The organism is Sphingopyxis sp., assembly GCF_016704835.1.
Taxonomy (GTDB): Bacteria; Pseudomonadota; Alphaproteobacteria; order Sphingomonadales; family Sphingomonadaceae; genus Sphingopyxis.
This window is the reverse complement of sequence record NZ_JADIZJ010000001.1, coordinates 1,382,703-1,396,591: the sequence shown is the minus strand read 5'-3', so window position 1 is coordinate 1,396,591 and position 13,889 is coordinate 1,382,703. Positions and strand designations below refer to the sequence as shown.

Annotated in this window: 13 protein-coding genes and 1 pseudogene; 9 read left to right on the top strand and 5 right to left on the bottom strand. The window is 64.5% G+C overall.

Annotated elements, in window-relative coordinates:
• Positions 1 to 95 precede the first annotated feature (95 nt).
• From IPF76_RS06930 to IPF76_RS06905, 6 genes are read left to right on the top strand one after another with little or no spacing between them, the layout of a single operon-like run.
• Positions 96 to 542, top strand: a complete 447-nt coding sequence (locus tag IPF76_RS06930; RefSeq protein ID WP_293841379.1) for a serine kinase — start codon at positions 96 to 98, stop codon at positions 540 to 542.
• Positions 539 to 1,477: an RNase adapter RapZ gene (gene rapZ, locus IPF76_RS06925; protein WP_293841376.1), complete on the top strand. Its 939-nt coding sequence runs from the start codon at positions 539 to 541 to the stop codon at positions 1,475 to 1,477. The genes IPF76_RS06930 and rapZ overlap by 4 nt, the downstream gene beginning before the upstream one ends.
• A gap of 38 nt (positions 1,478 to 1,515) precedes the next feature.
• Positions 1,516 to 1,920, top strand: coding sequence for a PTS sugar transporter subunit IIA (locus IPF76_RS06920; protein ID WP_293841991.1), 405 nt, complete (start codon positions 1,516 to 1,518; stop codon positions 1,918 to 1,920).
• A complete protein-coding gene (locus IPF76_RS06915; RefSeq protein ID WP_293841373.1) occupies positions 1,917 to 2,195 on the top strand; it encodes an HPr family phosphocarrier protein in 279 nt (92 codons plus the stop codon). The genes IPF76_RS06920 and IPF76_RS06915 overlap by 4 nt, the downstream gene beginning before the upstream one ends.
• A 4-nt stretch (positions 2,196 to 2,199) precedes the next feature.
• Positions 2,200 to 3,009, top strand: coding sequence for an RNA methyltransferase (locus tag IPF76_RS06910; protein ID WP_293841370.1), 810 nt, complete (start codon positions 2,200 to 2,202; stop codon positions 3,007 to 3,009).
• A gap of 53 nt (positions 3,010 to 3,062) precedes the next feature.
• Positions 3,063 to 3,773, top strand: a complete 711-nt coding sequence (locus IPF76_RS06905) for an META domain-containing protein (RefSeq protein ID WP_293841367.1) — start codon at positions 3,063 to 3,065, stop codon at positions 3,771 to 3,773.
• Positions 3,774 to 3,808: 35 nt separating this feature from the next.
• Here IPF76_RS06905 and IPF76_RS06900 read toward each other — a convergent pair whose 3' ends face one another.
• From IPF76_RS06900 to IPF76_RS06885, 4 genes are all read right to left on the bottom strand, one after another.
• The gene (locus IPF76_RS06900) at positions 3,809 to 5,161 is read right to left on the bottom strand and encodes a DNA recombination protein RmuC (RefSeq protein WP_293841364.1); all 1,353 of its coding nucleotides are present in this window, start codon (positions 5,159 to 5,161) and stop codon (positions 3,809 to 3,811) included.
• 53 nt (positions 5,162 to 5,214) lie between these two features.
• The gene (locus IPF76_RS06895; protein WP_293841362.1) at positions 5,215 to 5,658 is read right to left on the bottom strand and encodes a PH domain-containing protein; all 444 of its coding nucleotides are present in this window, start codon (positions 5,656 to 5,658) and stop codon (positions 5,215 to 5,217) included.
• Between the two features lie 28 nt (positions 5,659 to 5,686).
• On the bottom strand, positions 5,687 to 6,181 hold the full coding sequence (locus tag IPF76_RS06890; protein ID WP_293841359.1) for a vgr related protein: 495 nt from the start codon (positions 6,179 to 6,181) through the stop codon (positions 5,687 to 5,689).
• A gap of 102 nt (positions 6,182 to 6,283) precedes the next feature.
• Positions 6,284 to 6,829, bottom strand: a complete 546-nt coding sequence (locus IPF76_RS06885) for a copper chaperone PCu(A)C (RefSeq protein WP_293841356.1) — start codon at positions 6,827 to 6,829, stop codon at positions 6,284 to 6,286.
• 165 nt (positions 6,830 to 6,994) lie between these two features.
• Between IPF76_RS06885 and dnaK the strand changes: the two are divergent.
• The 3 genes and pseudogenes from dnaK to IPF76_RS06870 all read left to right on the top strand — a co-directional run bounded on the left by dnaK (position 6,995) and on the right by IPF76_RS06870 (position 11,119).
• Positions 6,995 to 8,903: pseudogene (dnaK, locus tag IPF76_RS06880) on the top strand (molecular chaperone DnaK).
• Between the two features lie 60 nt (positions 8,904 to 8,963).
• Positions 8,964 to 10,082 (top strand): molecular chaperone DnaJ, encoded by a 1,119-nt coding sequence (gene dnaJ / locus IPF76_RS06875; RefSeq protein ID WP_293841353.1) that lies wholly within the window; start codon positions 8,964 to 8,966, stop codon positions 10,080 to 10,082.
• Between the two features lie 65 nt (positions 10,083 to 10,147).
• Positions 10,148 to 11,119, top strand: a complete 972-nt coding sequence (locus IPF76_RS06870; protein ID WP_293841350.1) for an MBL fold metallo-hydrolase — start codon at positions 10,148 to 10,150, stop codon at positions 11,117 to 11,119.
• Positions 11,120 to 11,217: 98 nt separating this feature from the next.
• Here IPF76_RS06870 and IPF76_RS06865 read toward each other — a convergent pair whose 3' ends face one another.
• Complete coding sequence (locus IPF76_RS06865; protein ID WP_293841347.1) at positions 11,218 to 13,527, bottom strand: patatin-like protein; 2,310 nt, start codon at positions 13,525 to 13,527, stop codon at positions 11,218 to 11,220.
• Positions 13,528 to 13,889 lie beyond the last annotated feature (362 nt).

Below are 13,889 nucleotides of genomic sequence, written 5' to 3'. Positions count from 1 at the left end.
ATCGGAAATTGACTGGCAGCGACCTTTCCTGCCGCAGTGGCGACGAACCGTTTGCCGCCTTGCGGCCCCGCTTCGTCACCGGTAAGCCTTGCGCGATGCTGCCCAGCCGGACCACACCAGATATCGTCAATATCCATGCGAGCTGTGTCGCCGCGGGCAGCCGCGGCATTTTGCTGCTCGGCCTGTCGGGACAGGGCAAGTCTGACTTGGCTCTCAGACTGATCGATCGCGGTGCGCGGCTGGTCGCTGACGACCGCTGCGACATCTGGTTCGAACGCGGGCGCCTGTGGTGCCGCCCGCCGGAAGAGTTGGCGGGTAAGTTGGAAGTGCGCGGGCTCGGCATCGTCGAACAGCCGTGGACCGCGCCAGTGCCGCTGGCGCTCGCGGTGCGGCTTGCCGACCGCTACGAACGCATGCCGCCCGAGCGCGCGGTCGAAGTGGTCGCGGGGCACAAATTGCCGTCGCTGACTCTGTCGGCGATTGAGGCTTCGGCGCCGATCAAGGTCATGCTGGCGCTCGACCGGCTGGCGAACGGGGCATGAAGGAAGCTGCTGAGCCGCGGCTGTTGTTGGTCACCGGCCTGTCAGGCGCGGGCAAATCGACCGTGCTCAAGGTCCTCGAGGATCTGGGCTGGGAGGTCGTCGACAATCTGCCGCTCGCGCTGCTCGAAACGCTGATCGATGCCCCGGTTAAGCGCAGCGAGGCGGGGCGCCCGCTCGCGATCGGCATCGACAGCCGCAGCCGCGGCTTCCGCCCCGCGTTGCTCGTCCGGCGGATCAAGGAGTTGCGCGAGGCCGGCGGCCGCGTCATCCAGACGCTGTTCCTCGATTGCGCGGGCGCCGAACTCGAACGCCGTTTTTCCGAAACACGCCGCCGCCACCCGATGGCCGAGGACCGCCCGGCCGCCGACGGCATCGCGCGCGAGCGCGAGATGATGGAGCCGTTGCGCCGCTGGGCCGAACACGTCATCGACACCACCAAATACAGCAGCAACGACCTGCAACAGGAAGTCCGCCAGCGCTTCGGCGACAGCGATCATAACGAGCCGGTGCTCAATATTCTGAGCTTTGGTTTCGCGCGCGGGTTGCCGCGCAACGCCGATCTGGTGTTCGACATGCGCTATCTGCGCAACCCGCATTGGGATGCGAAGCTGAAACCCGGCACCGGGCTCGACGCCGATGTCGCCGCTTATGTGACTGCCGATCCCGCCTATGAAGACAGCGTGTCGCAGATCGAGAAACTGATCCTGACGCTGCTGCCGCGGTACCGCGCCGAGGGCAAAAGCTATGTCACCATTGCGTTCGGTTGCACCGGCGGGCGCCACAGGTCGGTCCATGTCGCCGCGCGTGTTGCTCAAAGGCTACGCGAGTCCGGATATGAGCCAGTACTGACCCACCGCAACCTTGACTCTGCCCCGCAAGATGGGCTTGAGGGCAAGCCCCCGCCTGCGCCTTCCGCAGCGGTTGGAAAAACATAAGGGTCTCGCAGTTCATGCCCACCGATAAAGCCTTGCCGTTGCTGGGAATGGTCCTTGTCACCCACGGCCGTCTGGCCGAGGAGATGGTGCGCGCGATGGAGCATGTCGTCGGGCCACAACGCGCCATCGCGACGGTTTGCATTGGCCCTAATGACAATATGGAAATGCGCCGCCGCGAAATCGCCGACGCGATTCGCAACGTCGACGAGGGCCGCGGCGTTGTCATACTGACCGACCTGTTCGGCGGTACCCCGTCGAACCTCGCGATCAGCCTGCTCGAATCGGGCCGCACCGAAGTGATCGCCGGGGTCAATCTGCCGATGCTGATCCGGCTGGAAAGCGCGCGCAAGTCGATGGAGCTGCGCGCCGCGGTGATCGCCGCCAAGGAAGCCGGCCAGAAATATATTTCGGTCGCCTCCGAAATGCTGGGGGTGGGGCCATGAGCGAAATTTCCGAAACGGTCGAAATCACCAACCAGCGCGGGTTGCACGCGCGCGCCAGCGCCAAGTTCGTCACCTTCGTCAGCCGCCTGCCCGAAAGCGTGTCGGTCGAAGTCGAAAAGGGCGGATCGCGCGTCAACGGCACGTCAATCATGGGGCTGATGATGTTGGGCGCCGCGAAAGGCGACACGATCACGATCCACACAAGCGGCGACGGCGCCGATGCCGCGCTGCTGAAGCTCGTCGGGCTGGTCAAGGACAGCTTCGGCGAGGATTGACGGCATGCGCCGTGCCACCATCGAGAGCCTGTCGAACCCGTTGATCAAGCGGATGCGCTTGCTGCGCGAAAAACGCCATCGCCGCGCCGAACACCTGTTCCTTGCCGAGGGGCTGCGCATCGCGACCGAAGCGCGCGAAGCGGGCGTGCTACCCCAATGGCTGTTCCTAGGGCCCGAGGGCGACGCGCACCCCCTCGCCGCCGCACTGGTTGCCGATACGCTGGCGGCGGGCGGCGAGGTGATCGACACGACCGGCGCCATCCTGTCGAAACTGTCTGGCAAGGATAATCCGCAGACCGTCGTCGGCATTTACGCCGAGCCCAAAACCACGCTCGCCGATCTCGACCGCGCTGCTGCACCGATCTGGCTCGTCGCCGAGCGGCTGCGCGACCCCGGCAATCTTGGCACGATGCTGCGCACCGGCGACGCTGTCGGTGCGGGCGGACTGATCCTGCTCGACGAATCGACCGATCCTTATGCGGTCGAGGCGGTCCGCGCGAGCATGGGGGCGATCTTTACCCAGAAGCTGGTGACGGCGCGGTGGGACGAGTTCCTGCCGTGGCTGCGGCAGGGGCCGGGGCAACTCGTCGCGACCTGGCTCGGCGACGACACGCTCGATTATCAGGCGGTGCGCTATGCCGCGCCGACCTTCATCCTCACCGGCAATGAATCGCAGGGGATGCCGCCCGAATATGCCGATGCCGCCGACGTGCGGGTGAAGATGCCGATGATGGGCAAGGCCGACAGCCTGAATGCCGCGGTCGCGACCGCGGTGATGGCGTATGAGGTGCTGAACCAGCGGCGGAACGCATAGCGCCGCCGCGCCTTTCATAGGTCGATCAGCAAGCAGCGTTCAGGAGATATCGCATGATCAGGGCCGCCCTTCCCGTCGCTTCGGTTCTCGCGCTTGCCGCGTGTGCGCCAACCCCCGAAACCCCGCGGAAAAGCCCCGGCGAGCAGCCCGCAGCCTATATGGCGCTTGGCACCGAGCCCGGATGGACGCTTGAGATTACCCCGTCGCGGCTCAACTATGACGGCGACTATGGCGAGACGAAGATCATGGTGCCGAACCCTGGCGCGCAGCCATCGATGAATGGCCGGACCTATGCCGCCGACCGGCTTTCGGTGGTGATCAAAACCGCGCCGTGCAGCGACGGGATGAGCGACCGGCGCTTTGCCGACACCGTGCGCGTCGTCGCCGATGGCAAAACGCTGCAAGGCTGCGGCGGCAAGATATTGCCGCCCAATACGCTGGCGGGATCGAGCTGGAATTTCGTATCGATCGGCGGCGTTGCAGTGGCGAAGGATCGGCCGACCTCACTCCAGTTCGACGGTTCGCGGCTGAGCGGCAGCGCGGGTTGCAACCGTTTTTCGGGGGGCTATTCGGCAGCCGACGGCAATCTGACCGTAGGGCCGCTGATGGCGACCGAAATGGCCTGTCCCGGCCCCGGCATGACGCAGGAAGCGGGGTTCTTCAAATTAATCGCGGCGCCGGTGAGCCTGACCTTTGCCGACGACGGAACGCTGATTCTGACCGGGAGCGAGGGGCGGACTGCGGTGCTGAAGCGGGTGATTTAGCCCGCCCCCCCCGCCGAGGCGGGGGACGCTAGACGTCAATCGCCGTCATTGACCGCCGCTGGCGCCGCCGCCAGCTTCGCCAGCGGGCGGGCCGCCTGTTCGACGACCGGCAGCACGGCAATTTCCTTGTCGCCGGTTTCGATATCGAGCGCCTCGAAGCGCTTCGCCTGCGTCAGCACCTGCGATTCGAAACTGCCGACAAAGGCGTTGTACGCGCCGGTCGCCTGATCAAGGTTGCGCCCGACCTTCGCGATGTGCGAGCCCATCACCGACATGCGCGCATACAGCTCCTTGCCCAGCGCGGCGATCTCGCGCGCCTGATTGGCGAGCTTTTCCTGCCGCCACACCGCGGCGACGGTGCGCGCGATCGCGATCAGGTTGGTCGGGGTCGCAAGTAGCACCTTGCGCTCGAACGCATAGTCCCAGAGCGTCGGATCCTGATCGAGCGCCGCGGCGAGGAAATGTTCGCCCGGCACGAACATCACGACAAAATCGGGGGTGTCGTCGAACTGGTTCCAATAGGCCTTGGCGCCGAGCGTGTTGACATGCGCCTTCATCGCCGCGGCGTGCGCGGCGAGATGCAGCGCCTTTTCGCGCTCCTCGACCGCGCCGAACGCATCCTGATAGGCGTTGAGCGACACCTTGGCGTCGATCACCAGGCTCTGCCCGCCCGGTACCTTTACGACGACATCGGGGCGCAGCCGGCCGCCGTCGCCATCGGTCACGCTGACCTCGGTCTGAAAATCGGCATGTTCAGACAGGCCGCAGCTTTCGAGGACGTTCTTGAGCTGTTGCTCGCCCCAGCGCCCGCGCGCCTTGGGCGCATTGCGCAGCGCGTTGACCAGTTTCGCCGCTTCGCTCGACACGCGTTCGGTGCCTTCGCGCATCGCGGCGATCTGACCGTGAAGCAGTCCGAAGGCGTCGCGCCGCTCGGCCTCGACCTTGCCGACCGCTTCCTCATATTTCTGGAGCCGCTCGTGGACGGGCGACAGCAGCGCTTTCAGATTCTGTCCCGCGGTCGCCTCGCTTTCCTTGAAGCGTGCTTCCGCACGTTCGAGGAACGCCTTTTGCGCGCCGTCGAGCATCACCTGTCCGACCTCGCGGAACTGCGTCGTGAGCGCGGCCTGCGCGTCCTTGAGCTGCGCGATCTGAGCGTCATGTGCGGCGTCGCGCGCGCGTTGTTCGCTGAGCAGCGAGGCGAGCTGGATATCGGCGGCCTTGCGCGCTCCGGCCTCGGCGGCAAGGTCGGTGACCGCAACTTTGAACCGCTCCGACAACCCATCGCGCTCAGCCTTGAGCGCGCCCGCCTGGCGACCAGCAAAAAGCCAACCGATCAGACCGCCGACCGCGAGAGCAAAAAGGGCGGTGAGAAGCGATATTCCATCCATCAACGGAACATAGGACGAACGTCGCCCCGCTGGCTAGCCCGTAATTTGCCCGGTCAGAGCAAATCGCTCGAAACGTCGAGTTCGCGCACCCGGCGCTTCTGGCGCGCCGCATCGACCAGTCGGCGCATCTCCTCGCGCCGTTCGGCGGCGCGCTCGATATGCGGCATGACCAGCGCACCTTCGCGGGTCGTTTCATCGCTCGAATCGATGCCGATCGTGCCGATTCCCGCCCACTGGTTGATCAGCGTGAAATCCATCCGCACGTCCTTGACGCGGTAGAGCTCGATCTCGTCGATGCTTTTGACGAAGATGCCCTTGCGCAGGATCAGCCGGTCTTCGGTCAGCTCATAGGTGACGTCGAGGAAGCGGAGCCACTGGATCAGGATGATGATCAGCCCTACGCCGACGAAGCAGAGGACAAGCGTTAACCATCCGAGCAAGGTGCCGCGCAGCCAGCCCCAAGTCGAGGAACGAAAGCGGTCGAGAACTTCGGGCATGGGCGTCTCCTGCGATTTGAAGAGCAAGCTACGCGATCGGCGCGGGAACGTCCAACCCCGGTGTGAAGGGCAGAATCGCACGATACGCCTCGACCCCCGGGCCGCCGCCGACAACCATGCCTTGCGTCAGCAGCCAGTAATGACGGACGATCTCGGCCTGCTGTTCGAGCCCATAGCGCTCGAGCAGCCAGCCGGGTTTCAGACTGTAGCTGTACGGAGCGAAGGGATGGCGCATCAGCACGAGATACCAGCGGCCGCGCGTCTGCGCCTGCCAGACATGCGTCATTTCGTGGATGAATAGCCCTTGCAGCCGCTGCGACGCGGCGCTGAAATCGTCGCAATACAGCTCGCCATGCGGGTTGAAATGCAGGCTGCCCATCGGCGCCATGACGACGCCGCGCGGCTGGAAAAAGATCCACTTGTGATGGCAGATGCGGACGTCGGCGTAGCGGATCGCGTCGCCGAACACCGTTCGGGAAAGCGCGACCTCACCGCTGGTCAAAGGCCGAGACAATCGCGCCATCAGAACCTCGTCATTGCGAGCGCAGCGAAGCAATCCCGGGCGGTTTACGCCACGCTGGATTGCTTCGCTGCGCTCGCAATGACAACCGGCTGGAAGGCACCCCTATTTCTTCGCGTCCGCTGTCTTTTCGGGTGCAGCATCTGCTGGCGCCGACCGATGCCCCATCGCATCATGGTCCATCGCCGCTTCGCCCCCCGCCGCGCTTTCAGCCGGTTTGATCACCATGTCGAACAGGATGCGTTCATTATTGTTGTTGGTGAACACAAACGCCATCGGTAGCTTCCCCGCACGCACCGCAGCGCCGTTGATGCCCCAGATCATCAGATGTTTGCCGCCCTGCTTGAACACCAGTTCGCCCTTGGCCGGGACATCGGCGCGTGCCAGTGGCTTCATCGTGACCACGCCATTCTCACGCACACTTTCGTGCATTTCGACGCGTTGGGCGAGATCGGCGGTCACCGCGACCAGCTGGACCGGCTGCGGCCCGCCCTCGACCTTGAAATAGCCGACTGCGGGGCGGTCGGCGGTGGCGCCCATCACGATATGACCGCTGACGACATTGAGCGGCTGCCCCTTGCCCAGATTTTCGCCGCACCCGGACAGGGTGAGCGCGGTGGCGGCGAGAGCAATGACAGCGAAAGGTTTCATTTTAGGCGGACTCCGTGACAGCGCGTGAATTCGCATCCCCGATAAGCCCTCAAAGCCCTTGTGCCAAGGATAAGCGCACCTATATCGCGGCCTGAAACCCCGAATGGGACCCACGACCGACGCGCCTTTTCAGGGCGTCACAGAAGCAACAAGGACGAGTAACACATGGCAAAAGTGATCGGGATCGATCTGGGCACCACGAACAGCTGTGTCGCGGTGATGGAAGGCGGCAAGCCCAAGGTTATCGAAAATGTCGAAGGCACGCGGACGACGCCGTCGATCGTCGCCTTTGCGAAGGATGGCGAGCGCCTGATCGGCCAGCCGGCGAAGCGCCAGGCGGTCACCAACCCCGAAAACACCGTGTTCGCGGTGAAGCGCCTGATCGGCCGCCGTTTCGACGACCCGATCACCAAGAAGGACACCGAGCTGGTCCCCTACACGATCGTCAAAGGCACCAACGGCGATGCATGGGTCAAGGCAGGCGGCGAGGATTATTCGCCGTCGCAGATTTCGGCCTTCATCCTGCAGAAGATGAAGGAAACCGCCGAGAGCCTATCTGGGCGAAACCGTGACGCAAGCGGTGATCACCGTTCCCGCTTACTTCAACGACGCCCAGCGCCAAGCGACCAAGGACGCGGGCAAGATCGCGGGCCTCGAAGTGCTGCGTATCATCAACGAGCCGACCGCGGCAGCGCTCGCTTATGGCCTCGACAAGACCGAGAACAAGACTATCGCGGTCTATGACCTTGGCGGCGGTACCTTCGACATTTCGATCCTCGAGGTGGGCGACGGCGTGTTCGAAGTGAAGTCGACCAACGGCGACACCTTCCTGGGCGGTGAAGATTTCGACTCGAAGATCGTCGAGTTTCTCGCCGACACATTCAAGAAAGACGAAGGCATCGACCTGCGCGGCGACAAGCTCGCGCTCCAGCGTCTGAAGGAAGCCGCCGAAAAGGCAAAGATCGAACTGTCATCGGCCGCGACGACCGAGGTCAACCTGCCCTTCATCACCGCCGACGCCAACGGGCCGAAGCATCTGGTCAAGACGATCACGCGTTCGGACCTCGAAAAGCTGGTCGAAGAGTTGGTCAAGCGCACGCTGGAACCCTGCAAGAAGGCGATCAAGGACGCTGGCATTTCAGCGAGCGCGATCGACGAAGTCGTGCTCGTCGGCGGCATGACCCGCATGCCGCGCGTGCGCGAAGTCGTGAAGGATTTCTTCGGCAAGGAACCGCACACCGGCGTGAACCCCGATGAAGTCGTGGCGATTGGCGCCGCGATCCAAGCGGGCGTGCTGCAGGGCGACGTCAAGGACGTGCTGCTGCTCGACGTCACCCCGTTGAGCCTCGGCATCGAGACGCTCGGCGGCATCATGACCAAGATGATCGACCGCAACACGACGATCCCGACCAAGAAGTCGCAGGTCTATTCCACAGCTGACGACAATCAGTCGGCGGTGACGATCCGCGTGTTCCAGGGCGAGCGCGAAATGGCGCAGGACAACAAGATCCTTGGCCAGTTCGACCTCGTCGGCATTCCGCCCGCCCCGCGCGGCGTGCCGCAGATCGAAGTGACCTTCGACATCGACGCCAACGGCATCGTGTCGGTCCACGCCAAGGACAAGGGCACCGGCAAGGAGCAGCAGATCAAGATCCAGGCTAGCGGCGGCCTTAGCGATGCGGACATCGACCAGATGGTCAAGGACGCCGAGCAGTTCGCCGAAGAAGATAAGGTACGCCGCGAAGCGGCCGAGGCGAAGAACAATGCCGAAAGCCTGATCCACTCGACCGAGCGCCAGCTCGTCGAGCATGGCGACAAGGTCGACGCGGCGCTGAAGGCCGAGATCGAAGCAGCAGTTGCCGAAGCCAAGACCGCGGTCGAGGGCGGCGAACCTGCCGCTATGACCGAAAAGTCGCAGGCACTCGCGCAGGTCGCGATGAAGCTGGGTCAGGCGATCTACGAGAAGGAACAGCAGGCCGCCGCATCCCCCGGCGCCGACGATGCTGGCGAGACCAAGGCCGATGAAGATGTCGTCGACGCCGAGTTCTCCGAAGTCGAAGACGACAAGAAATAAGAACTCCCCTGCCGGGTCCGTGGCTCACGGATCCGGCAGGCCGGAGGGGGCCGACGACCTATGTCACTCGACATCGATTATTACGAACTGCTCGAATGCGAACGTACCGCTGACGATGCGACGCTGAAAGCGAGCTACCGCAAGCTCGCGATGAAATATCACCCTGACAAGAATCCGGGGTGCCACGACAGCGAATCGCGTTTCAAGGCGATCAGCGAGGCCTATGATTGCCTGCGCGATCCGCAAAAACGCGCCGCCTATGACCGCTTTGGCAAAGACGGCGTGCGGGGCGGCGGCGGCGGGGCTGGAGCCGATTTCGGCGACATCGGCGATATTTTCGAATCGATCTTCGGTTCGGCGTTTGGCGGCGGGCGGCAGCAACGCGGTCCCGCGCGCGGTGCCGACCTGCGCTACGACATGGAAATCCGGCTGGAGGACGCCTTCAGCGGGATCACGCGCGAGATTCAGGTCGATGTCGCGGCGCGCTGCGATGCCTGCGACGGATCGGGCGCCAAGCCCGGCACCCAGACCAGCCGCTGCGCGACCTGCGCCGGGCATGGAAAGGTGCGCGCGCAACAGGGTTTCTTCATGGTCGAGCGCACCTGCCCGACCTGTCAGGGCGCGGGCGAGGTCATCGCCGATCCGTGCAATTCATGCCATGGCGAGGGCCGCGTCGACCGGCGCAAGACGCTGACCGTCAATATCCCCGCCGGGGTCGATGAAGGAACGCGCATCCGCCTGTCGGGCGAGGGCGAGAGCGGCGCGCGCGGCGCAGCGCCGGGCGACCTCTATATTTTCCTCCATATGGCGCGGCACAAGGTGTTCGAACGCGAAGGCACGACGCTGTTCACCCGCGCCCCGATCAGCTTCACCACCGCGGCGCTCGGCGGCGAGATCAGCATCCCCGGCCTCGACGGCGCCAGGCACGACATCAACATTCCTGCGGGTATCCAGTCGGGCAAGCAGTTGCGCCAGCGCGGTGCCGGCATGCCGGTGCTCAACGGCCGCGGCCACGGCGATCTGGTGGTGCAGGTCGATGTCGAAACCCCCACGAAGCTCAGCGCTCGCCAGAAGGAACTGCTCGCCGAATTTCGCGAGACCGAGACCGGCGACGAATGTCCAGCGAGCCAAGGTTTTTTCGGGCGGATCAAGGATATGTGGGACGATCTGACCGACTGAGGCCGTTGCACGGGACGGCAGGACGGCTAGACAGGTCGCCTGACTTCCCAAGCGAAAGGCCCATCATGATCCGCACCGCCCTGCTCGCCTCCGCCCTGCTCCTCGCCCCGGTTCCCGCGCTCGCGCAGGATGTCTCAAAAGTCGAAATCAAGACCGAGGTCGTCACCCCCGGCATTGCGGTGCTGTTCGGTGCCGGCGGCAATGTCGCGGTCAGCCACGGCGCCGATGGCACGGTGCTGGTTGACGACCAGTTCGCACCGCTGACCCCCAAGCTCGAAGCCGCGGTGGCAGCGCTGGGCGCGAAGCCGGTCAAATGGCTGATCAACACCCACTGGCACGGCGACCATAGTGGCGGGAACGAGAATTTCGGCAAGGCGGGCGCGATGATCATGGCACACGACCATGTCCGCGAACGCATGGCGGCGGGCCAGATATTGCGCGGCGAAGCGGTGCCCCCCGCTGCGAAGGAGGCGCTGCCGATCCTGACCTATCACGACGGTATTTCACTGTATCTCAATGGCGACACGCTGCGCGTCATGCACGCGCCGCACGCCCACACCGACGGCGATTCGATCCTTCAATGGCAGGGCGCGAACGTCTTTCACATGGGCGACCTGTTCTTCAACAAGGTCACCCTGCCCTTCATCGACCTCGAAAGCGGTGGCTCGGCCTATGGCCTGCTCGCTGCCGCCGACAAGGTGCTGGCGCTGGCGAACGACAAGAGCGTGATCATCCCCGGGCATGGGCCGCTCGCTACCAAGGCCGACCTCGCCGCCTACCGCGCGATGCTTGCAGATGTGATTGCCTCCGTCGAAAGCGCCAAGGCGGCGGGCAAGACGCTGGAACAGGTACAAGCAATGAAGCTCGCGGCGAAATACGAAGTGCCGAAAGCCTTTATTTCAGGCGATGCCTTCGTCGCGGCGGTGTTCAACAGCCAGAAAGGCCATCCGCGCGGCGTGCAGCCCGACCGGTCGAAGGATGTGATGGGCGCCAAGGGCGGCGATAATGCGCATGGCGGGGAAAGCCATAGCCACTGAATATTTCACCTCGTCATTGCGAGGAGTGAAGCGACGCGGCAATCCAGAGTGGGCGTGAACCGCTCTGGATTGTTTCGCTTCGCTCGCAATGGCGAGGATTATGTCGCCCCAATCTCCCCCCTGAGCTCCGCGATCAGCCCCGCAACCTTCGGCAATCGCCCCTCCTCCTCATCCAATATCGCATAAAACGCGCTGCGCTTCAGCGCCTTGAGCTCTTCCGCCGACAGCCCCTTTTCTCCACCCACACTGCTCGCGACGATGTCGATCAGCCGGTCGGCGCCATGTAGGCGGCCCCATAAATAGTCATTCTCGCGATAGGCACGGCTGAAAAAAGCCCCGAAGCTGTTGAACTCGATCCCCTTGAGCATCGCCGCCGCGCCGCCTGAACGGATCGCGGTCGCATCCGACGGCGAAATGCGGTCGATCTTGATCGGGTCATATTCGTCGAACCCCTCGCCCTGCAGCAGCGGCAGCGTCGCAATGTCGTAAAAGGGATAGCCGAGATATGCGAGGAGCAGGGTGCGGCGGTCGTCCTTCGGCATCGCCGCCAGCGCAGCGGCGATCAACGCATCGGCCTGACCGTCGATCGCGGTCAAATCACGCCGCGCCGCAACCGCATCGATCCAGTGGCCCGGCCCTGCATCGGCGGGCAGGTCGAGACCCGCAAGCCACGCATCGCCCTGACGATCGAGATAAAGGCCGAGCGCGGTAAAGATCGCCTCGCGCATGTCCTCGCACACCGGATCGCGGCCATCGCGCGTCGCCTCGACCGCGGTGTCGAGCTCGCGCGCCAGAAAGCGCAGGCGGCGGATACGGAAACCGAGATCATGGGTACGGAAAAAGGCGATTGCATCGCCGCTCGCCCCCGCCCCCTTCTTGCCCGAAATCCGGTCGAGCCCGCGCGCCCGCGCCTCGTCCCACAAGGCAAGGCGCCGGTTCGCCTGATGCACCGCGCCCTCGGGCGGCAACAGCCGGTCGATCAGGCTGGCAAGTTCCTCAATCACCGCCGACAGTTTGAGGTGCCCGTACGGCGCATAGGCAAAGCCCGCGCGCGCCGCTGCCTGATCCTGCGCCTTGGCGCGCCATTTTTCCAGCCGCGCGACCGTCGGCGTGTCTAGGAAGAAGGTGGTGCCGAACAGCGCCGCGACCTGTTCCTCGACCTCAACCTTCATCGCGTCGACGATATGCTGCATGCGGCGGATGCGGCGCGACATGCCCTCGATCGCCTCGACATTTTCGCGGATCGGCTGTTCGCGAGGGATTTCAGACAGCGCGCCGAGGATCGTCGGCAGGAAGCCGGGAAGCTGCGCCTCGCCCGCCGCCGCCGGTTTGCCAAAACTGATCGAGCGATAATCGGGCTTGGGGTCGATATAGACGAAGCGTCGGTCGATCTCGCGTCGTGCCGGACGCTGTTTCAGCGCCGCAATCGCAGGGCGGAACGGCGCATTGGCGAGCACCGAGCCGTCGATCAGCACTCGGTCGGCGGGATCGCCTTCCGCGGTGGCGGGCAGCTGGGTGCGGATGAAGCTGTCACGGTTTGGCCAGTCGATCTCCCGCTTGCTCAGCACCCGGTCGAGTTCGCGCAGCGTGAAGGGCGGAAAGGCGCCCGGAAAGCTCGCAGTCGCACGCGCTGCGGCGACAAGGCCAGGAACATCGTCGAGCCGTGCTCCCGTGCGGCTATCCTCGCGAAAATGCAGCATCAGCCGGTGTTCGTCCTCGGTGACCCGCGGCGGACTGTTAAGCGCCAGCGGGACGCTATGCCCCGCAAAATCGGTGACCGACACGAACAGGTCGACCGGCTGGCCATCGGGCACCAGCACCGGCCCGCGCGGTCCCTTTTCCATCGCGTCGAACGCATCGAGCAGCAGGTTCGCGAAGGTCTCGCCGCCGAACGGCGGCTCGAACCAGCGCGCGCGCACGAAGCGCGACAGCTTGGCGCGCACCTCGTCCTGCGCGTCATGCCCGACGGTGCGGTCGATGACGTTCCCGCGCTTTTTCATCATCCACCCGGCGATCGGCACCGCCCAGAATTTGGTCGCCGCTGACAAAGGGCGCGCGTCGGGATCGATCAGCTGGTCGGCGTCGGCACTGTCAAGCCACAGGTCGGTGAGCGGGTCGAGCGATTGCCCCGTCGCGAGCGCCCGCGCTAAAAAAATGCCGTTGATCCCGCCCGCGCTGGCGCCCGCAACAATGTCGGCGAGGACGCGCAGCCGGACATTGCTGCGCGCCGCGATTTGGGTCAGCAGGTCGCGATAGACCGCGCCTGAACCGGGCAATGTCGTCCCATCATGAAAAGCGCGCGACGCGGCGGCGAGGCGCCACACCTCCTTGGTGATGCCATGCATATAGACGGCGAGGCTGATGCCGCCGTAGCAAATCAGGGCGAAGCGCAGTTCCTTTTCCCGCATTGCCGGGACGATAGCGCGGTTTGGGGTGCGCCGTCACCCCTCAGGGCTCGCGACGACTTTTCCAGGCGTCGGCAGGCGTGGTCTATCCCCTCCTCTTTAGAAGAGGGTCGCTGAGACTTGGTCCGGCGCAGCCGGGACTTTCGTCGAGCGGAGTGGCCGCCTCGTTATCACGCCCAGCCTCGATCACCAGCTCGCTGCAACTAACGAATAAGTTCGCAAGCCTCGCCCCCCTTCCTCTGAAGTGGAGGGGCTTGTCGTTACTTGAACGTCGCAACGGAAATCGCCGGGCCACACGCCGGTCAAAAGGGGGGAGAATGTTCTTGCATATGCAAATCGCTCGCATTAGCGGCGATCCGAACAGG